17 protein-coding genes are annotated in these 18,714 nt (G+C 61.3%); 7 read left to right on the plus strand and 10 right to left on the minus strand.

Features of this window, described 5'->3' with window-relative positions; genetic code table 11:
- Window positions 1-5 precede the first annotated feature (5 nt).
- Window positions 6-923 carry an ABC transporter ATP-binding protein gene (locus tag BLT98_RS27130; RefSeq protein ID WP_092613273.1) on the minus strand — a complete coding sequence of 306 codons (918 nt, stop codon included), beginning with the start codon at window positions 921-923 and terminating at the stop codon, window positions 6-8.
- A gap of 254 nt (window positions 924-1,177) precedes the next feature.
- On the opposite strand from BLT98_RS27130, the gene BLT98_RS27135 reads away from it, so the two are divergent.
- Window positions 1,178-1,687, plus strand: coding sequence for a GNAT family N-acetyltransferase (locus tag BLT98_RS27135; RefSeq protein ID WP_139179388.1), 510 nt, complete (start codon window positions 1,178-1,180; stop codon window positions 1,685-1,687).
- A 6-nt stretch (window positions 1,688-1,693) separates the two neighbouring features.
- Here BLT98_RS27135 and BLT98_RS27140 read toward each other — a convergent pair whose 3' ends face one another.
- The gene (locus tag BLT98_RS27140) at window positions 1,694-2,542 is read right to left on the minus strand and encodes a MipA/OmpV family protein (RefSeq protein WP_092613279.1); all 849 of its coding nucleotides are present in this window, start codon (window positions 2,540-2,542) and stop codon (window positions 1,694-1,696) included.
- Window positions 2,543-2,719: 177 nt separating this feature from the next.
- Here BLT98_RS27140 and BLT98_RS27145 point away from each other — a divergent pair, with 177 nt between their 5' ends.
- Both BLT98_RS27145 and BLT98_RS27150 read left to right on the plus strand, forming a co-directional pair.
- Window positions 2,720-3,286 (plus strand): GNAT family N-acetyltransferase, encoded by a 567-nt coding sequence (locus BLT98_RS27145; protein WP_092613391.1) that lies wholly within the window; start codon window positions 2,720-2,722, stop codon window positions 3,284-3,286.
- Window positions 3,283-4,020, plus strand: coding sequence for a metallophosphoesterase family protein (locus tag BLT98_RS27150; RefSeq protein ID WP_092613282.1), 738 nt, complete (start codon window positions 3,283-3,285; stop codon window positions 4,018-4,020). The genes BLT98_RS27145 and BLT98_RS27150 overlap by 4 nt, the downstream gene beginning before the upstream one ends.
- On the opposite strand, the gene BLT98_RS27155 is transcribed toward BLT98_RS27150, so the two are convergent.
- From BLT98_RS27155 to BLT98_RS27175, 5 genes are all read right to left on the minus strand, one after another.
- On the minus strand, window positions 4,021-5,364 hold the full coding sequence (locus BLT98_RS27155) for a sigma-54-dependent transcriptional regulator (RefSeq protein ID WP_034781227.1): 1,344 nt from the start codon (window positions 5,362-5,364) through the stop codon (window positions 4,021-4,023).
- A complete protein-coding gene (locus BLT98_RS27160; RefSeq protein ID WP_092613285.1) occupies window positions 5,357-7,267 on the minus strand; it encodes a sensor histidine kinase in 1,911 nt (636 codons plus the stop codon). Before BLT98_RS27160 ends, BLT98_RS27155 begins: the two co-directional genes overlap by 8 nt.
- Window positions 7,268-7,388: 121 nt before the next feature.
- Window positions 7,389-8,381: a porin gene (locus BLT98_RS27165; protein ID WP_070280122.1), complete on the minus strand. Its 993-nt coding sequence runs from the start codon at window positions 8,379-8,381 to the stop codon at window positions 7,389-7,391.
- A gap of 108 nt (window positions 8,382-8,489) precedes the next feature.
- Complete coding sequence (locus BLT98_RS27170; RefSeq protein ID WP_034781235.1) at window positions 8,490-9,803, minus strand: dicarboxylate/amino acid:cation symporter; 1,314 nt, start codon at window positions 9,801-9,803, stop codon at window positions 8,490-8,492.
- A gap of 384 nt (window positions 9,804-10,187) precedes the next feature.
- Window positions 10,188-12,533, minus strand: a complete 2,346-nt coding sequence (locus BLT98_RS27175; protein ID WP_070280121.1) for a catecholate siderophore receptor Fiu — start codon at window positions 12,531-12,533, stop codon at window positions 10,188-10,190.
- Window positions 12,534-12,826: 293 nt separating this feature from the next.
- Between BLT98_RS27175 and nudC the strand changes: the two genes are divergently transcribed.
- Complete coding sequence (gene nudC / locus BLT98_RS27180; protein WP_092613393.1) at window positions 12,827-13,666, plus strand: NAD(+) diphosphatase; 840 nt, start codon at window positions 12,827-12,829, stop codon at window positions 13,664-13,666.
- A gap of 74 nt (window positions 13,667-13,740) precedes the next feature.
- Window positions 13,741-14,307: a GTP cyclohydrolase I FolE gene (gene folE / locus BLT98_RS27185; RefSeq protein ID WP_034781250.1), complete on the plus strand. Its 567-nt coding sequence runs from the start codon at window positions 13,741-13,743 to the stop codon at window positions 14,305-14,307.
- 54 nt (window positions 14,308-14,361) lie between these two features.
- Here the strand turns inward: folE and BLT98_RS27190 are convergent, their stop codons facing one another.
- Window positions 14,362-15,204 carry an AraC family transcriptional regulator gene (locus BLT98_RS27190; protein WP_225317128.1) on the minus strand — a complete coding sequence of 281 codons (843 nt, stop codon included), beginning with the start codon at window positions 15,202-15,204 and terminating at the stop codon, window positions 14,362-14,364.
- Window positions 15,205-15,375: 171 nt separating this feature from the next.
- On the opposite strand from BLT98_RS27190, the gene BLT98_RS27195 reads away from it, so the two are divergent.
- Window positions 15,376-15,780 carry a hypothetical protein gene (locus tag BLT98_RS27195; protein ID WP_092613291.1) on the plus strand — a complete coding sequence of 135 codons (405 nt, stop codon included), beginning with the start codon at window positions 15,376-15,378 and terminating at the stop codon, window positions 15,778-15,780.
- A gap of 131 nt (window positions 15,781-15,911) precedes the next feature.
- On the opposite strand, the gene BLT98_RS27200 is transcribed toward BLT98_RS27195, so the two are convergent.
- A complete protein-coding gene (locus tag BLT98_RS27200) occupies window positions 15,912-16,277 on the minus strand; it encodes a hypothetical protein (RefSeq protein WP_034781254.1) in 366 nt (121 codons plus the stop codon).
- A gap of 313 nt (window positions 16,278-16,590) precedes the next feature.
- On the opposite strand from BLT98_RS27200, the gene BLT98_RS27205 reads away from it, so the two are divergent.
- Window positions 16,591-18,243 carry a methyl-accepting chemotaxis protein gene (locus BLT98_RS27205; RefSeq protein ID WP_034781259.1) on the plus strand — a complete coding sequence of 551 codons (1,653 nt, stop codon included), beginning with the start codon at window positions 16,591-16,593 and terminating at the stop codon, window positions 18,241-18,243.
- A gap of 4 nt (window positions 18,244-18,247) precedes the next feature.
- Here BLT98_RS27205 and BLT98_RS27210 read toward each other — a convergent pair whose 3' ends face one another.
- On the minus strand, window positions 18,248-18,673 hold the full coding sequence (locus BLT98_RS27210; RefSeq protein ID WP_070280118.1) for a hypothetical protein: 426 nt from the start codon (window positions 18,671-18,673) through the stop codon (window positions 18,248-18,250).
- Between the last annotated feature and the right edge of the window lie 41 nt (window positions 18,674-18,714).

The raw sequence follows: 18,714 nt of genomic DNA on the forward strand, positions 1-18,714 counted from the left end.
GCTCCTTACGCCGCGACGGCGGATGGTGCCGCAGCGGGAACGGCAGCGCCGTCGCGGGCCGCGTTGCGCACATGCAGGAAGTACACGTCTTCCAGGTCCGGAGCGATCTGCACGAAGCCGCTGTCGGGCTGGCTGTCGGCATACACATTGATTTGCGGTTTGCCGCCCACCAGGCGCGTCGACAGCACATTGTGCGACTGCTGGTACTGCGCCAGTTCTTCCATGCTGACGCTGCGGCGCCACACCTTGTTGTGCAAGGTGTCGATGGCCGCCTGCGGTTCGCCCTGCACCAGCACTTGACCCTTGACGATCATGGCCATGCGCGGGCACAGGTCCGTCACGTCGTCGACGATGTGCGTCGACAGGATCACCACCACCTGCTCGCCGATCTTTGCCAGCAGGTTCAGGAAGCGGTTGCGCTCGTCCGGGTCCAGGCCGGCAGTGGGCTCGTCGACGATCACCAGGCGCGGCGCGCCCAGCAGCGCCTGGGCGATGCCGAAGCGCTGGCGCATGCCGCCCGAATACGTGCCCAGGTTGCGCTTGCGCGCTTCCCACAGATTGGTTTGCTGCAACAAGGCTTCCACGGCTTCCTTGCGCGGCCCCTTCTCCGTCAAGCCTTTCAGGACGGCAAAGTGGTTGAGCAGGGTTTCCGCACTGACCTTCGGATACACGCCGAAATCCTGTGGCAAATAGCCGAGCTGGCGGCGCAAGCCGGCCTTGTCCTGCAACACATCGACGCCGTCGAAATGGATGCTGCCGCTATCGGGATCTTGCAATGTCGCAATGGTACGCATCAGCGAAGACTTGCCTGCGCCATTCGGCCCCAGCAAGCCGAACATTCCATTGGGAATTTCCAGGCTGACATTGTTGATGGCCTTGACGCCATTGGCATATGTTTTGTTCAGCTGTTTGATCTTTAGCATGCAGCACTCTCCAGGACATGGGTCTAAAAGCCGGCAGATGCATGCCTGCCGGCCTGTGGAAGGGGATCCCCCTTGTTTTTATCAGCCGCGATGGCGGACGTTACTTAAAAACAATAATGTATATGCAACTGAAAGGAAAAGAATGGTTTTGCGACCAAGGGAGGAAATGCAGGCATGAAATGCCGGAGGGCGGGGATGAGTGACGGTGATAAGATCGCGGACTGGATCAACGCCATCGTGCGGGAAAGTTCTTCATGCATGCAATAAACAAGGTCATCGCGTTGCGCGCCATTGCCCCGGGCGAAGAGGGCGCATTGGCGCGGCTGTTCCAGCTCTACTGTTATGACAATTCCGCCTGGAGCTGCGAGGCGCTGCTGGCCGACGGCCGCTACGATGTGTGCGATGCGGGGCTGGCATCGTATGTGCATGGCGCCGGCCACACGGCCAGCTGGATCGAGGTCGATGGCGAACTGGCCGGTTTTTTCATCACGGAGCCTGGCATGGCGGGTGAGCTGGCCGTGCAGGAGTTCAGCGACTTTTTCATCCTGAAGAAATACCGGCGCCGGGGCGTGGCGCTTGAAGTGGTGCGGCGCGTGCTGCTGGACAGCGCGCAGACGTGGCTGGTGGCGACGTTTCGCGACGATGCCGCTGCCTGCGCGTTCTGGCGGCAGGCGTTTGCGCGCCTGCCGTTTGCCAGCGTCGAGGCGTGGGACGATCCGGACTTGCCGCAGTTCCAGCTGACTTTGCTGAAACCGGCGGCTTGAACTCGTTTAGAAGCGCACTTTCACATACGCCGACGGCCCCGTCAGGCGCACGTTCAAGTCGGCATCGCGTTCGCTGTCGCGGTGCAGCTTGATTTTCGAGATGCCGTAGTCGGCCACGAAACCGATATTTTTGAACGGAAACCATTCCACGCCGATATTGCCGCCGTAGATGTGGCCGTTGATGCGCCCGCCATTTTTCTTGATGCCCGACGCTTCCGCATACATGCGCAAGTCCGGCGTGAAGGCGTGGCGCCAGCCTACTTCCAGCAGCGGCGCGAACGCGTGCTCGCCGATGGAATCGCGCGCCGTGGCCGTCTCACCATTGACGACGCCGGTGGCCGTGCCGTTCAGGTTGGCATTGTAGTAGGCGGCACCCAGGCCGATGCCGAAGGTGTCGTTGCCGCTGCCCAGCCACCAGCGGTAGGACATCTTGGCCAGGTCCAGCTTCAGGTCGGCGTCCGCCGTGGCGGTGCCGGAAACCGGCTGGCCATTGATGGTGGTCTGGCCGGTCAGCGTTGGCGTGTAGGATTTGTCGTAGCGGTAGTAGTCGAATGCCAGGGCATGATGGTCGCCGATCAGCAATTCGGCCTTGATGCGGGGAATGGTGGTGCGGCTGGGATTCGATTCGGGCGCGTCGATGCGGCCAAACTGCGTGTCGGCGCCGACATTGATGCGCGGATCGGCGGAAAACGCTCCCACCGAAATGCTGACACGGTCCAGGGTCGGCGACGGTTCGGCCCGCGCCGTGGCGGCGGCCGTGGCAATGCCCAGCATGCCCAGCATCATGGCGCCGCGCAAGGCGAGGTGGTGCGGGCGTGGTGGGGACAGGCGGGTGGACACGGACATGGCAAACATGGGGCTACTCCTCAAGATAAAGTGAAAACTGTCGCGACGCTTTGGGCAACAGTGCAATGAGGAAATGGTAGCAATTGTTACTTTTAAATTACGTAGCCGCACGTCGCAAGTGGCCGTCGGACTTGTCCTACCGCCGGTAAATCCACTGTAACGACTGGTAATGAAGGGATGGAAACGATGCAGGAGATTATGGAACTGATGACGCCGCGACTGATGCTGCGGCAGTGGCGCGACAGCGACTTGGCGCCGTTCGCGGCCCTGAATGCGGATCCCCGCGTGATGGCATATTTCCCGGCGGCCCTGTCGCGCGAAGCCAGCGACGCCATGGCGCGGCGCTGTAGCGGCTGGATCGACGAGCGGGGCTGGGGCTTATGGGCCGTTGCCTTGCGAGCAAACGATGCCTTCATCGGCATGACGGGCTTGCATATTCCCGCTGCGCAACTGCCATGTTCGCCGTGCGTGGAAATCGGCTGGCGCCTGGCGTTCGATTACTGGGGACAAGGTTACGCGCAGGAAGCGGCGCAGGCCGCCCTGCAGGCTGGTTACGAGCGCTTGCAGCTGCCGGAAATCGTCGCGTTTACGGCGCTGCCCAACGTGCGCTCGAGCGCGCTGATGGCGCGTCTGGGCATGCGCCGCGAGGCCGCCACTTTCGAGCATCCGGCCTTACCGCCAGGACATGCATTGCGCACGCATTGCCTGTATCGTCTGACGCGTGCAGAATGGTTGCACAGGGAGGTAACATGAGAATCGCCGCTATTTCCGATATCCACGGCAACCTGGATGCGCTTGAGGCCGTGCTGGACGACATCGCCCGGCGTGGCGTGGACGTGACTGTCAACCTTGGCGATATCGTTTCGGGCCATTTGCAGCCGCGCGCCACGGCGGCGCGTCTGATGGCGCTCGATTTGCCCACCATCCGCGGCAATCACGAGCGCCAGTTGCTGGGCGATCCGGCCCGCATGGGCGTCTCGGATGCCTATGCGCGCGCGCAACTGCTGCCGCAGCAGCTGGACTGGATCGCGGCGCTGCCCGCCACCGTGCGCCTGCGGCAGGACGTGCTGCTCGTGCATGGCACGCCCAACAGCGACCTCGTATATTTTCTCGACAGCGTCACGCCGCAAGGCAGCCGCGCGGCCACGCCGGAGGAGGTGGCCGAACGGGCCGGTATGACGGACGCGGCCTTGATCCTGTGCGGCCATACGCACATGCCGCGCCAGGTGCGCCTGCCCGATGGGCGGCTGATCGTCAATCCGGGCAGCGTGGGCTTGCAAGCCTACGACGACGACCATGGTTATCCGCACGTGATGGAAAACGGCGCGCCGCATGCCCGCTATGCCATCGCCGAACAGGGAAGCGATGGTGCCTGGACGGCGCAGCTGCATGCCGTGGCATATGACTGGGAAAAGGCGGCCCGGCTGGCGCTGGCGAATGGGCGGCCCGACTGGGTCACGCCCTTGCGCACGGGCCGGGTTGGCTGATTAGCGGAACTCTTCCGCCACCAGGTTGTACTTCTGCATCTTGTGATACAGGGTCTGTTTCGGCAAGCCGAGCACTGTGCTCACTTCGCTGACGTTGCCGGAATATGCGCGCAATTCCTGTTCGATCAGCGCGCGTTCGAAGCCGTTGACCTGTTCCGCCAGTGACAGGGGGCTGGCCAGTCCGGCCGCCAGCAGGCTCGAGGCGCCACCGGCGATGCCCAGCACGAAGCGGTCGGCGATATTGCGCAACTCGCGCACGTTGCCGGGCCAGGAATGTGCCATCAGGTTGCGCATCTGCGCGCTGGAGACGACGGGCGCGGCGCGGTTGTAGCGGGCGGCGGCGGCCAGCACGAAGTGCTCGAACAGGATGGGAATATCCTCGCGCCGCTCGCGCAGCGGCGGCAGATGCAGCACGATCAGATTCAGGCGGTAGTACAGGTCGCTGCGGAATTTCTGTTGCTGCGACAAGTCTTCCAGGTCCAGCTTGGCTGCCGCGATGACGCGCACGTCGACGGGCGTGGGCACGTTCGAGCCCAGGCGCTCGATATAGCGTTCCTGCAGTACACGCAGCAATTTGACTTGCAGGGACAGGGGCAGGCTTTCGATTTCGTCGAGGAAAAAAGTGCCTTGATCCGCGTGCTCGATCTTGCCCACCTGCCGCTTGGCCGCGCCCGTAAACGCGCCCGGTTCGTGGCCGAAGACTTCGCTTTCAAATATGCTTTCCGGAATCGCGCCGCAGTTCACGGCGACGAAGTTGTGCTTGCGGCGGTGGCTGAAGTCGTGCAGGCAGCGGGCTACCATTTCCTTGCCTGTGCCCGTGTCGCCATAGATCAGTACGTCGGCCGGTTCGTCTGCAACGTCGAGGATCAGGCGCCGTATGTCGCGCATCGCCACGGAATTGCCCAGTAACCGCGATTCGATGCCGCCGCCGTCCTCCAGTTGCCGGCGCAAGCTGTGCACTTCCAGGGTCAGGCGCCGCGTTTCCAGCGCGCGCAGGATGACGTCGACCAGTTGCTCGGACGAATACGGTTTTTCGATGAAATCGTAGGCGCCCGTGCGCATGGCGTGCACGGCCATCGTGATGTCGCCGTGGCCCGTGACGAGGATCACGGGCAGGTTGGCATCGAGTGTCTTGACCGCTTGCAGCAATTCCAGGCCGCTCATGCCGGGCAGTCGCACGTCGCTGACCACGATGCCGGGAAAATCCGGCGTCAGCAGTTTATAGGCCAGCTCGGCCGAGTGAAACGCCAGCACGTCCAGGCCGGCCAGCTGCAGTGCCTGCTCGCTGCCCTCGCGTACGGTGGGGTCGTCCTCGACCAGCAAGACCTTCAAGCCGTCAAACATGTTTTTCCTCCTGCGTTGCAATCTGTAGTTCGATGGTGAAGATGGCGCCGCCGCCGGGGGCGTTCTCGGCGCGCAGCACGCCGCCGAACTGGCGCGTGATCTGTTCGGAAATGGCCAGTCCCAGGCCCAGTCCCAGGCCTTGCGGCTTGGTCGTGAAGAACGGTTCGAACAGGTGTTCGCACACTTCCGTGGACAAGCCGGGCCCCGTGTCGGCCACGTGGATCAGCACGTGTTCGGGCGTGCATTCCACGGCCACGCGCAGGCTGCGCACGTCGCTGCCATTCATGGCGTCGAGCGCATTGGCATACAGGTTCACCAGCACCTGCTCCAGGCGGTTGCTTTCGCACATGGCGAAAATATCTTCGGGCGGCAGTTGCAGGGTGAAACGCACATTTTCCACCTGCAGCCGGCGTTCGACGAGGAACAGGGCATTGCTGATCGCCGTGGGGATCGAGACGGAGGTCAGGCTGGTGGTCGACTTGCGCGCAAAAATCTTCAATTGGCCCGTAATGGTCCCCATCCTGGCCGCAATTTGCGAAATCTTCGCCAGATTGCGCCGCGCGTCGTCGAACCGTCCCCGTTCCAGCAGGATGACGGCATTGTCGGACATGGTGCGCAGCGCCGTCAGTGGCTGGTTGAGTTCATGCGTGATGCTGGCCGACATTTGTCCCAGTACCGCCATCTTACCTGCTTGAAACAGTTCGTTTTGCGTGATGTGGAGTTTTTGCTCGGCCTTGCTGCGCACCTCGATTTCCTGGCTCAGGCTTTGCGTCATCGCATTGAGTTCCGAGGTGCGTTCCTCGACCATGGCTTCCAGGTTGTCATAGGCATGCTGCAGGTCTTCGCGGGCGCGCAGTTTTTGCGCCACGGCCGCGCGGCGCTGGCGCAGGTAAAAGAACAGCAGCATGAAAAAGCCCAGCAGCACGCAAGAGAAGGCGGCCGCCGCGCGCGCGCTGGCCTTCGCTTGCGCCAGGTCGGACAGGTAAATAAATGTCCAGCCTTGCGGGGACTTGAGCTTGATCTGCGTCATGACGCTGGAGCTGATCTTCGGTGGCGTGTCGGCATGTTCCTGTTCGCGCACACTGATCACGCGCGCCCCATTGCCCAGCTGGCGGTCGGAAACGAAGGGGATGGCTGCGAGCTGCTTCGAATAATACTGGCGCGTGCGGTTGAGTTCCTCGACGATCGCGGGCGACAGCGGCGCCAGGGTCTTGTACTTCCAGTCCGCCATGGAGCTGAGGAAGATCACGCCATGCTCGTCGGCCAGCATGACCTTGTCGGCGCCTTGCACCCAGCGTTTTTCCAGGTTTTCCAGGTTTACCTTCACCGTTGCCAGGCCCAGCATGTGGCCATTCTGGTAGATGCCGTGGGCAAAGAAGTAACCGGGCTCCAGCCGCGTCGTGCCCACGCCATAGAAGCGGCCCGGCGTGCCGCGCAACGCGTCCTGGGCGTAGGGGCGGAACGAGATATTGTCGCCAATAAAGCTGTCGGGCTGCTGCCAGTTGCTGGCGGCCCGCGTGTTGCCGTCGAGGTTGCTGATGAAAATGGTCGAGGATTTTGCCTGGTCATTCATCTGCTCAAGGTAATGGTTGACCGTATCGACCAGCACCGGGTCTTCCGGGTGCTGCAGCAGGCGAATCACGTCGCGGTTCAGCTCCAGGGTCTTGGGCAGGAAGTCGTATTTCTCCAGCGCATTTTCCAGGCTGCTGACATACACTTCCAGGCGTTGCGCACCGCTCGCTTGCAGCTTGCCGATGGCGATGCGTTCGGTCCAGAAATACACGAGCCAGACGGTGGCCAGGCAGGCGGCCAGCACCACGCCCCAGGCCAGCGTTTCGCGGCCCGACCGTTGCGACAGGCGCTGGCGCCAGGAAAGGGAGGGTTTCGTAGTACTGCTATTCATAAAATCAGCTGCCAACTTGCAAGAACCCACAGTATCGCATTTAAATATTGCGTAAAAAGAAAAAGCCGCCGGATATGCATCCGGCGGCTCACACTTCTATGTCACGGACAGCTCGACGTCCTTAGAAGGTATGACGCATGCCTAAATTGAAACCGCTGTTGCCGGTGCCATTGTCGGTGGCATTGCCGACGACGAAGGTGGCGCCGTTCTTGTTGCTGATATGGCCGTAACCGGTGTACAGGTCGCTGCGCTTGGACAGGGCGTAGAAGGCGCCGATGGCCCATTGCTGGGCGTCACGGTTCAGGTTGCTCTTGTCGTTGTGGCGGATGTAGGACGCGACCAGCTTGGTGGCGCCGAACGGTGCGCTGAAGCCGACCAGGATGTCGTTGCTCTTGCTGTTGTCGAGGGCGCGGTTGTCGGCGTAGCCGAAGTTACCTTGCAATACGCCAAAGTCGTAGCGCGTGGCCAGCAGGGTGTTGCGCGTTTGCTGGGTCGCCAGCGCATTTTCCTTGCGGTGGTGCGTCAGGGTCACGTTCAGTGGACCGTCGATGTAGTGGACGGCGCCGCCCATGCTGCGGTTTTTCGCATTGTCGCCAGCTACTTCGCCAAAGCCATACGCCAGGTCGGCCGACAGGTGGCTATAGGTTGGCGTGGTGTATTGCACCATGTTGTCAACGCGGATATTCGTCGCCATCAGGTTCGATGCCGTGCCGGCCAGGCCGATGACAAACGGATCGGCCACGTCGCGCAGGGCCAGGTAGTACGGCGAGTACTGGCGGCCCAGGGTGACGGCGCCGGCGCTGCCGGTCAGGCCGACATATGCCTGGCGGCCGAACAGCAAGCCGCCCTGGCCCGAGGTGCCGGTGTCGATATTGAAACCGCTTTCCAGCACGAAGGTTGCGGCCAGGCCACCACCCAGGTCTTCCTTGCCTTTGAAGCCGATGCGCGAGCCCGAGGCGACGCCGGAAGCGACGCGGTTCAGGCGGTCTCCAGCCGCATCCTTGTCGAACACCAGGCCGGCGTCAGCCACGCCATAGATGGTCACGCTCGATTGGGCCAGCGCGCCGCCGGAAGCTGCGCCAAGGGCCAGCAGGGTAAACAGGACTTTTTTCATGAAAATCTCTCTAATAAGTTGGGATGACTACTGATCGCACTACCTGACTGCTTGTTACTCAACATGGACAACAAATAAATGGCCCGCTTGTGGCGGGCCATGGCGCTATCAGGCTTTGCTAGCGTGATCCGCTTCGCCCCAATGGCTTTCCGTGTTCTGGCTGGCCGCGTTGGCCGCGGCTGCTTCTTCCTCGGTGGCCAGGCCACCTTCCCACTTGGCGACGACGGCCGTGGCGACGGCATTGCCGACTGCGTTGGTTGCCGAACGGCCCATGTCGAGGAATTGGTCGACGCCCATCAGCAACAGCAGGCCCGCTTCCGGAATATTGAACTGGTTCAGGGTAGCGGCAATCACCACCAGCGAGGCGCGCGGTACGCCGGCCATGCCTTTCGAGGTCAGCATCAGCAGCAGCAGCATGGTGATCTGGGTGCCGATCGACAGGTCGATACCATAGGCTTGCGCAATGAACAGCACGGCAAAGGTGCAATACATCATCGAGCCGTCCAGATTGAAGGAGTAGCCCATCGGCAGCACGAAGCTGGAAATCTTGCGGTCCACGCCGAACTGGTCGAGCGCCGTCAGCAGTTTGGGATAGGCCGCTTCCGAGCTGGCCGTCGAGAATGCCAGCAGGAACGGTTCGCGGATCAGGCCGACGAGCTTGAAGATGCGCGGACCGATGACGACGAAGCCGGCACCGATCAGCAGGGCCCAAAGGCACAGCAGGCCTACGTAGAAGCCGCCCATGAACTTGGCAAACGTGACCAGCACGCCCAGGCCGTGGGTGGTGATGACGGAGGCCATGGCAGCGAACACGGCCAGCGGGGCCAGGTTCATGATGGTGCCAGTGATGCGCAGCATGACTTGTGCCAGCTGGTCGACGACGGCCGTCAGGGTCTTGCCCGATTCGCCCAGGCCGGCCAGTGCGCCGCCGAAGAAGATCGAGAACACCAGCACTTGCAGGATTTCATTGTTGGCCATGGCCTCGATCGGCGACTTCGGCACCAGGTGCGTGAAGAAATCTTTCAAGGTGAAGGCGGCCGTTTTCAGATTCGTCGACGCGTGGATGTCCGGCAATGGCAAACCGAGGTTGGTTCCCAGCTGCATCAGGTTCGACAGCACCATGCCCAGCGCCAGCGACACCAGCGAGGCAACGACGAACCAGCACATGGCTTTCAGGCCGATGCGGCCCGCCGTCTTGCCGTCGCCCATGTGGGCGATACCGACCGTCAGGGTGGAGAACACCAGCAGCGCAATGATCATCTTGATCAGGCGCAGGAAGACGTCGGTGACGATGGAAATATTGCCAGCGATCTGAGCGCTGAGCTTGGCATCAGGGAAGGCGGTGTTGCATCCATAGCCCACGGCAATGCCGAGGATCATGGCAATCAGGATGTACAGGGTTAATGGCCGTTTCTTTTTCATTTTGACTCCTCCGGTGAAACGCCGCTGTGAGCGGATTATTGATAGCGAGCAACTCAAGCTTGGAGTCAATATTTCTCAAAAACAAGCCCTTGCGTGCCAGCGATTATTTGCAGCAAAACCTGTACATAGCAAAGGATATGCCTGAAATGGGAATTTGGAACCTAACTTCTTAAGTTGTTGATTTAAGGAAGCTTTTTTGTTGTTTAGATGTCGCAACTTGGCGTGCTTGCGCGAAATATTGGACGCGGCGGGATATCGCTGTATGACTTTTCATACGCTAGTCGCGGCAGGGCGGCGGTGCGCCAAAAAGACAAGATTGGCAGGACAATAAAAAAGCCCCTCCGAAGAGGGGCTTGATGTGACGCAATGCGTGTTCTCTTGACGTTAGAACTTGATATTCGCCGTCAGACTGAACGAACGTGGCTGGCCCGGGGTGTAGCGGAAGCCGGATTTGTTGATGGCCGCCACATAGGTCTTGTCGGCCAGGTTGTAGGCGTTCAGCTGCAAGTCGAGGTTCTTGTTGACGGTATAGGTTGCCATGGCATCGAAGACCCAGTAGGCATCCACGCGGGCCGGCGTGCCGACGGCGCCATCGGTGCCGCGCAGCATTTCACCCACGTAACGCGCGCCGCCGCCGATCTTCAGGCCGAACGGCAGGGTGTACGAAGTCCAGCTGGTGAACGCCTGTTTTGGCGTGTAGGTGAGGTTCTTGTCGCCGCTGGCCGTGAAGACCTTGTTCGACTCGACCTTGGTATTCATGCGGGTATAGCCGGCGCTGACCAGCCAGTTCGGCATGATCTCGCCCACCACGCCCAGTTCCAGGCCTTGCACGCGCTTCTTGCCGGTCTGGTAATAAATGGTCGAGATCACCGGATCCTGCTCCACTTCATTCTTGACGGTGGTCTGGTAGACGGCGGCCGACAGCGACAGTTTTTGCTTCAGGAAGTCCCACTTGGTGCCGATTTCCTTGGTGATGGTTTCCTGTGGGTCATAGTTCGGGTTTTGCGCGCTGCTGGCGGCGGCGCTCAGGGCGAAGTTGACGCCAGGTGGCGCTTTCGACGTGGCCAGCAAGGCGTACACGCTGCTGTCCGGCGTCGGCTTGTACATGGCCGAGATCTTGCCGTTGGCCAGGGTGTCGCTCAGGGTCAGGTGGGTAGGAATCGGCGTGCCCACTGGCAATGGCTGTACCGCGGGCGCAGTCACGGCCGTTTGCAGGGTGATGGCGTCATACGTGGTATTGAAATGGTCGAAGCGCACGCCGCCGTTGAACAGCCACTTGTCGCCGAATTTGATGGTGTCGAAGACATACAGGCTTTGCGTGTTGACTTCGCCTTCCGTGAAGGCGCCGCTGCGTACGGGGTTATGGCCGGTGACGGTGTCACGCGGATTCGGGTTGTACAGGTTCGCTGCCGGCAAGGTACCCAGGCTGGCGGGCACATAGCTGTAGTTGGTCTGTTTTTCGCTGGTGAACTCGGCGCCGGCCACCAGGGAGTGCTTCAGCACGCCCGTGTCGAATTGCGCGCTGACCACGGTCTGGTTGGTCAGGATCGTGTTTTCCTGGTCCTTGACGGTGCGCAGCGAGCGCGCCAGGGTCCAGGTCGACGGATTGTCTTTCACTGCGCCAGCTTTGTCAGTATTCAGGTTGGCGGTGTTGGCCATGAAGGCCGTCAGCAGGTAGTCCTGCTGGGTCTTGCCGTAGCGCGTGGTGTTCTGGATTTGCACGTTCGGCGAGAAATCATGGTCGATGCGCAAGGTGCCCATGTCGGCCTTGATCTTGTCATAGTCCGAGGTGGAACCGTAGAAATTCTTCGGATCGACCTTGGCCGCGCTGTTCAGGTAGGTGCGGATGATCGGTTTGTCCTTCGTGGGGACGTCCGGCGTCGAGTAGCCAGGCAAGCCGATTGTCGGCACGCCGCCGTCGGGCACGTTGTTTTGATCCACGTGCAGGTAGCTGGCCGTGATGCGCGTCGGCTTGCCGATACCGAAGGTGACGGTGGGCGCGAAGGCCCAGCGCTTGTTCTTGACTTCATCGCGCGCCGCGTTGCCGCTGTCCTGCGTCATCAGGTTCAGGCGCAATGCCGTGCCGGTATCGCTGTCGAGGATGCGGTTCCAGTCGGCCGTGGCGCGTTTCTGCTTGCCGCTGCCCGCCGTCAGCAGGGAATTGAATTTGTTTTCCATGGTGGCCGTCTTGCTGACCAGATTGATCGAACCGGTCGGCGAACCGCGGCCGCTGTCCGTGCCCGCCGGGCCCTTCAATACATCGATCTGTTCGATGTTGAAGACGTCGCGCGAGATGGAACCCACGTCGCGCACGCCATCGACATAGATGCTGCCGGATGAATCAAAACCACGCATGTAGACGGCGTCGCCCGTGTTGGTGTTGCCGTTTTCACCGAGGAAGAAAGTGCCGACGCCAGGCGTGTTGCGCAGCGCGTCCGTCAGGGTCAGCGCGCCTTGCTGCTCGATCAATTCCTTCTTGATCACGACGATGGTTTGCGGCGTATTGACCAGCTCTTCCGTGTATTTTGGCGACGAGGCTTTTTCGGCCTTGAAGTCGTTTTCCTTGGAACCAATGACCTTGACTTCGTTCAGGGTTTGCTGCGATGCCGGGGCGCTTTGGCCGGCCGGGTCTGCCGCCTGGGCGGCGACGGGCAGCAGCATCACGGCCAGGGCGGCGCCGATGTGCTGGTTGAAACGGGTTGGGGCGTGTTTGCGGCTCTTGATTGCCATCTTGCTCTCTCGATAAGGTCAGGTAGTGGTTCCTGGCTGGCTCTGCGCCGCTGTGCTTGGGCACGCGGGCAAGTGGCTGGCGATGGAGACGGAATAGGCCGTATTGTAATAACTGGGCGCTATTTCGTAAATGAGAATCGTTATCAGTATCGTTTACGCAACGGATTGGGTGTGCCGCAAAAAAAACACTGTCATGGCCCATGAATGCTTGCTTTGCGGCCTGGCCGCTGCTATGCGCGCAGGCGTCCGCCGGCGGGAGTATGATGAGCAACCTTTACAAATTTCCGCCAAGCATGCTGCAAACTCCCGAAGCCTTTGTTCCCCTGATCGATGCGCCCGAACCGGCCCCGGCGGCAGCCGACACGCTCACATTCGTCTTTCACCGCGGACGTTTATTGTTGCGCACGTCCGAGCTGGCCCTACCCAATGCCGCCGAGGCGGCCGCGCTCGATATCGACCTGAGCCGCGCCCAGCCCGTGGGCCTGTGGCAGGGCCGTTATTGCCAGACCGTCTGGACGGATGAGGAGCTGTTGCCCGCCGATAGCACTCTGGCCTGGCACGGCATGCGTTCGCTGTTTAATGCCGTCGACGATGCTTTTCTGGGCCTGGCCAGCCGCGCCGCGCAACTGGCCGAGTGGGCGCGCACGCACCGCCATTGCGGCGTATGCGCCACGCCCATGCAGCGCACGCCTGGCGAGCGCTGCTTCACATGCGCCGCCTGCGGCATGCTCGCGTATCCGCGTATTTCGCCAGCCATGATGGTACTCATCCGCAAGGGCGACCAGGTGCTGCTGGCCATGCACAAGCATTCGCCATCGCAGCGTTTCAGTCCGCTGGCCGGCTTCCTGGAAGCGGGCGAATCGATCGAGGAAGCCGTGCACCGGGAAGTGATGGAAGAGGTGGGCTTGCGCGTGCATAACTTGCAGTACTTCATGAGCCAATCCTGGCCGTTTCCCCATTCGCTGATGATCGCGTTTACGGCCGACTACCTCGATGGCGAAATCCGCCTCGACGAGAATGAAATCGCCGAGGCGCGCTGGTTCGGCCCCGGCGATGCGTGGCCGGAAGCGAGTTCAAGCGTGTCGATTTCCGCGCTGCTGGTCGGCGCCCACCGTCCGCCGGCAGTGTCGTAAAGCGGGGACTGCTCGGGCAGCTTGCCGCATTTTCTATATACTGGCGGCAATTGAAAATTTTAGGGTGGTTTAGCATGTCTCAAGAAGAATTCTCCGAAAACGACTGGCGCCGGTTGATCAGCAGCCTTGGCGAAGATCCGCAGCGTCCTGGCTTGCTGGAAACGCCGGCGCGCGTGGCAAAAGCCTGGAAACACTGGACGTCCGGCTATGGCCAGGATCCGGTGGATTTGCTGAAAGCCTTCGAAGATGGCGCGGAACAGTACAACGAGCTGATCGTCGTGCGCGGCATTCCCGTCTACAGCCATTGCGAGCACCATCTGGCGCCATTCTTTGGCAAGGCCACCATCGGCTATGTGCCCAACGGCAAGATCGTCGGCCTGTCGAAACTGACGCGCCTCGTCGATTGCTTCTCCAAGCGCCTGCAAGTGCAGGAACGCATGACGATGCAGATCGCCAATGCCCTGATGGAAGTGCTGGAACCGAAATCGGTGGGCGTGGTCGTACGCTGCCGCCACCTGTGCATGGAAAGCCGCGGCATCCGCACGCCGGGCGAAGAAACCATCACTTCGGCCATGCTGGGCGAGATGCAGCCGAATCTGGCGCTGCGCACGGAATTTCTGGCGCTGGCGCGCGAAGTCTGATTTTCAGCGACGATGCAAGATGAAGGCGGCATATGCCGCCTTTTTTTATGCGTTTTATAGCCTCTTGGATTCCCGTTCCGCCAGGTAGCGCGCCGGTGGCTTGCCCACGGCCTTGCGGAACATGGTGACGAAACCGCTGGTATTTTCGTAACCGAGTTCCAGCGCCACCGCTTTCACGCTGCGCCCTTGCGCCAGCCGTTGCAAGGCAAGGATGACGTGCAATTGCCGGCGCCAGCGGCCCACGCTCATGCCCATTTCCTCCAGTGACTGCCGGGTCATGCTGCGCTCGCTCATGCCGATGCGGCTGGCCCATTCGGCCAGGGTACTTTTATCGGCAGGCTGCGCCAGCAGCAGGGAAGCCAGGCAGCGCAAGCGCGCATCGCGCGGCATCGGCAGATGCAAGTCTTCCACGGGCGCGGCCGCCAGCTCGTCGAGCAAAGTGAGCACGAGGCGTTCCTGCGCGCCCTGCAGCACGGTCAGGGTGGGAAAACCGGCCGCCTTGGCAATCAGTTCGCGCAGCAAGGGCGAGACGGCCACGGTACAGCAGACGGCCGGCAAGGCTGGCGCCATGGCCGGCTCGATAAACAGGCAATAACATTCCGCCTCGCCCACGCCCTGCGCAGCATGCATCAGGCCGCCTGGTATCCACACGGCGCACTGCGGTGGCACGATCCACACGCCGCTTTCCACCTCGCAATGAATCACGCCCCGCGTGGCATACAGCAACTGCCCCTTGCGGTGCTGATGCGGCGCCTGCTCCGCATCCTCGGGCACGCTGGCCAGGCCCACGGCCAGCAAGGGGCGCAGCACGCCATCGACGTCGAAATCGAGGATGGAAGCGTCGTCGTCCAGACCCAGGTGGGCCGTCAGCATGCTGGGCAAGAGGGGATGGGGCATGGGGTTACTTTGGCTGGATTGAATAATATTGTGGCTATTTTATGCAATGACGCGCAGCGCTGCCAACGCTATCGTATGGGCATCCGCAGCCCCGCTTCAACGGCAACCGCCGCCGCCCGTGTTCTGATGAAGGTGAGGAGGAACGGCAACCCCCTTGAAGGAGTCATTACCATGCAGCTTGATCTATCCACTTTTCCCCTCGTCTGGATGCGCCGCGAGGCAGCGCCTGTCCAGCCCGATATTCTGTTTGCCCAGTTTGACGCGCTGCTGGCGCGCCGCCAGGCGTTTGTCATTCTCAGCGAGGAAGGCTTTGACGAAGATGGGCATGAACACCCGCAGGAAGAGCGCAAGCGGGCTTCACTATGGATGAAGCAGAACAAGGCGGCCATCCGCGCGTATATCCAGGGCATGGTGCTGGTCGAACCGAGCGCCGCCAAGCGCCTGGCCGGCAAGGCCTTTGCCGTGATGTTCGGCAAGTTCTGGGGCTATCCCTTGCATTTCGGCACCAGCCGCGACGACGCGCTCGACATCGCGCAGCATTTGCTCAGGGCGTGGCTGCCGCCAAGGGAGGGCTGACAAACTCAAGAGCACCTGAAAAAACCGTAGCGAGCGGCAGTGATTTGTGGCTAAGAAGCGCAACCGTACTTCTAGTACGGTGAGCATCGCAGGCCGCAAAGCGCGCCGCGCAGTAGGTTTGGTCAGGTGTTTTAGTAGCGGTAGTCGTTGACGAAATGCTTGGTGAAGTTGTACTTGCTGCCGCCGTCGAGCAGGTCGACCAGGCGTTTCGGCGCCGAGGCCGACATGAAGGCGTCGGCCGCGCCGCCCGTGCTGCGGAACTTCATGCCGGGGCTGAGGATCTGGTTGGCGCCGATTTTCAGGTGCTGGAAGCTTTTCGTTTTTTCATTGTTGAGGATGAAGTGCAATTCCTGCTTGAACGTCAGGAAGGGAATCTTCAGCCACCAGCCTTCGTCCGTGCCATAGCTGGCGACGCTGGCAAAATGCGTGTTCTTGTCCGTCAGGGTGGGTTTGCCCAGGCGGTCGTTGATGCGTTTCATGGCTTCATTCTTGGTCATGCTGTTCTTTCGTGATTCGTCGAGTATACGGCGTGCATTTTGACACAGGCACGCCACCCCCGCCTGCCTTGCCGATGCCTATCTGCATGCTTTTTTACTGCAATGCAGCATCAATTCTCATCAATTGTCGCAACGCATTAACAACACTGGGCAAAATTCATTGCTTCCCGGCATTGTAAATATCGGTCGTTCGAGCGTATGCTGAAGCAGTCTGAACGGTGCCGCCAGAGCACCGTCGCCGCCGCATTCCTGGCTTGCAGGGCAGGAAGCGGGCCACGCCCCATCGCCGCAAATAGATAGTTGGAGACACAGCATGAAGAAATTGACGTTCCAGCAGAAGTTATGGATTCCCCTGATTTGCAGCTTGTTGTGCATCACCGTTATTTTTGTCTATAACGCGCTGGAAGTTCGCAAGATCCGCATCGAAGAGCGCAGCGCCGACCTGAGCAATGCCGCCGACCTGGGCCTGGGCGCCGTCAAGATGTTCGGCGACCTGGCCGCCAGCGGCGCCTTGACGAAGGAAGAAGCGCAGAAGCAGGCCACGGCCGTCATCAAGAGCATGCGTTTCGGCGAAACCGGTTATTTGTCCATCATCAACCTCGATGCCGTCGTCGTGATGAATCCCGCCGCACCGCAAACCGATGGCAAGAACATGTCGGATTTTAAAGATGCCAACGGCACTTATCTGTACCGCGACATCGTTGCCGTCGGCAAGACCGATGCAGGCAAGGGCTTCGTCCACTATTATTTCCCCCGTCCCGGCCAGAAGACCCCGGAACCGAAGATGAGCCGCGTGGTGGCCTACAAGCCATGGAGCTGGACCATCGTGACGGGCGTGTACATGGATGATATCGATGCGGCCTTCCGCCAGTCGCTGCTGACTTCGCTGGGCGTGCTGGTACTCGTGTGTGCGTTGCTGGCCGCCGTCGTCGTCGTGATCAACCGCAGCTTGCGCCATGCGCTGGGCGGCGATCCCGAGTATGCGGCCGACGTGGCCGAAAAGATCGCGAATAACGATTTGAGCGGCGTCGTGCGCACGCATGCCAACGACCGCCACAGCGTGCTGTACGCAATGAAAACCATGCAAGCCAACCTGGTCGATGCGATCAGTGAAATCCGCCACAGCGCCGAGACGATTGCCACGGCATCGAGCGAGATTGCCAGCGGCAATATGGACTTGTCGGCACGCACGGAAATGCAAGCCAGTTCGCTGGAAGAAACGGCGGCCTCGATGGAGGAATTGACCTCGACCGTGACACAAAACGCGGGCAACGCCGTGCAGGCGAATGAACTGGCGCAGTCCGCTTCCGCCGTGGCCCGCCAGGGCGGCGCCGTGGTGGCGCAAGTGATCGGCACCATGGATACCATCAACGCTTCGTCGCGCAAGATCGTCGACATCATCGGCGTCATCGATGGCATCGCTTTCCAGACGAATATCCTGGCGCTTAACGCGGCCGTGGAAGCGGCGCGCGCCGGCGAGCAGGGACGCGGCTTTGCCGTCGTGGCGTCGGAAGTGCGTAATCTGGCCCAACGGTCCGCTGGCGCGGCGAAGGAAATCAAGGAACTCATCGGCGCTTCCGTCGACAGCATCGCGGCAGGCAGCACGCTCGTCGCACAGGCGGGCACGACCATGGATCAGGTGGTGGCTTCCGTTTCGCGCGTGACCGACATCATGGCCGACATCACGGCCGCTTCGCACGAGCAAAGCACGGGCATCGGCCACGTCAACCAGGCGATCACGGAGATGGATAGCGTGACGCAGCAAAATGCGGCACTGGTGGAAGAGGCGGCGGCCGCGGCGTCGAGCATGCAGGACCAGGCGGCCGTGCTGGCGCAACTGGTGGCGCGCTTCAAGCTGTCGGCGCAGGAGCCGGGGATGGGGACGTCGCCGCGCCTGGCGGCAAGTTCGGCTGGCGCGCCACGCGCCGTGGCGAAAAAGCCGCTGCGCAGCCTGGCGGCGCGCTAGGACTTTATTGGGCTGGCGCCGCCGCCTGCGGCGCCGGTTCGAATTCCAGCTTGTCATCGACGACCACGAATTGCCCGACCGGCTGGCCCAGGTCGGCTTTCGGGTCGTTTTCCATTTCCGTCAGCGCATTGCAGGTATTCGTTTCCGCCTGCCACAGCTGCTTGCCCATGCGGATATTCCAGATGCCATCGCCGGCTGCAAACAGCTCGACGGTGATGTCGGCTGGCGCGTCCGTCGACAGGGTATGCAGGCGCTGGCATTGCGGCAGATTGGTCGCCATCAGCTGCACTTCCACGGTATCTTGCCAAAAATAACGTTGCTGGCGGCGCACGGTCAGAGAATGGTCCTGTCCATCGAACATGTAGATGGCGAAGTCCTGGACACAGCCTGACAGCAGGACGGACAGCATGACGATCAGGAGTTTGCGCATGGTCGGCTTTCTTGGTTGGTGCTCGGGAATGTCGGGATGCC

It is taken from the genome of Janthinobacterium sp. YR213, assembly GCF_900099875.1.
In the GTDB taxonomy this organism is placed as follows: Bacteria; Pseudomonadota; Gammaproteobacteria; order Burkholderiales; family Burkholderiaceae_D; genus Janthinobacterium; species Janthinobacterium lividum.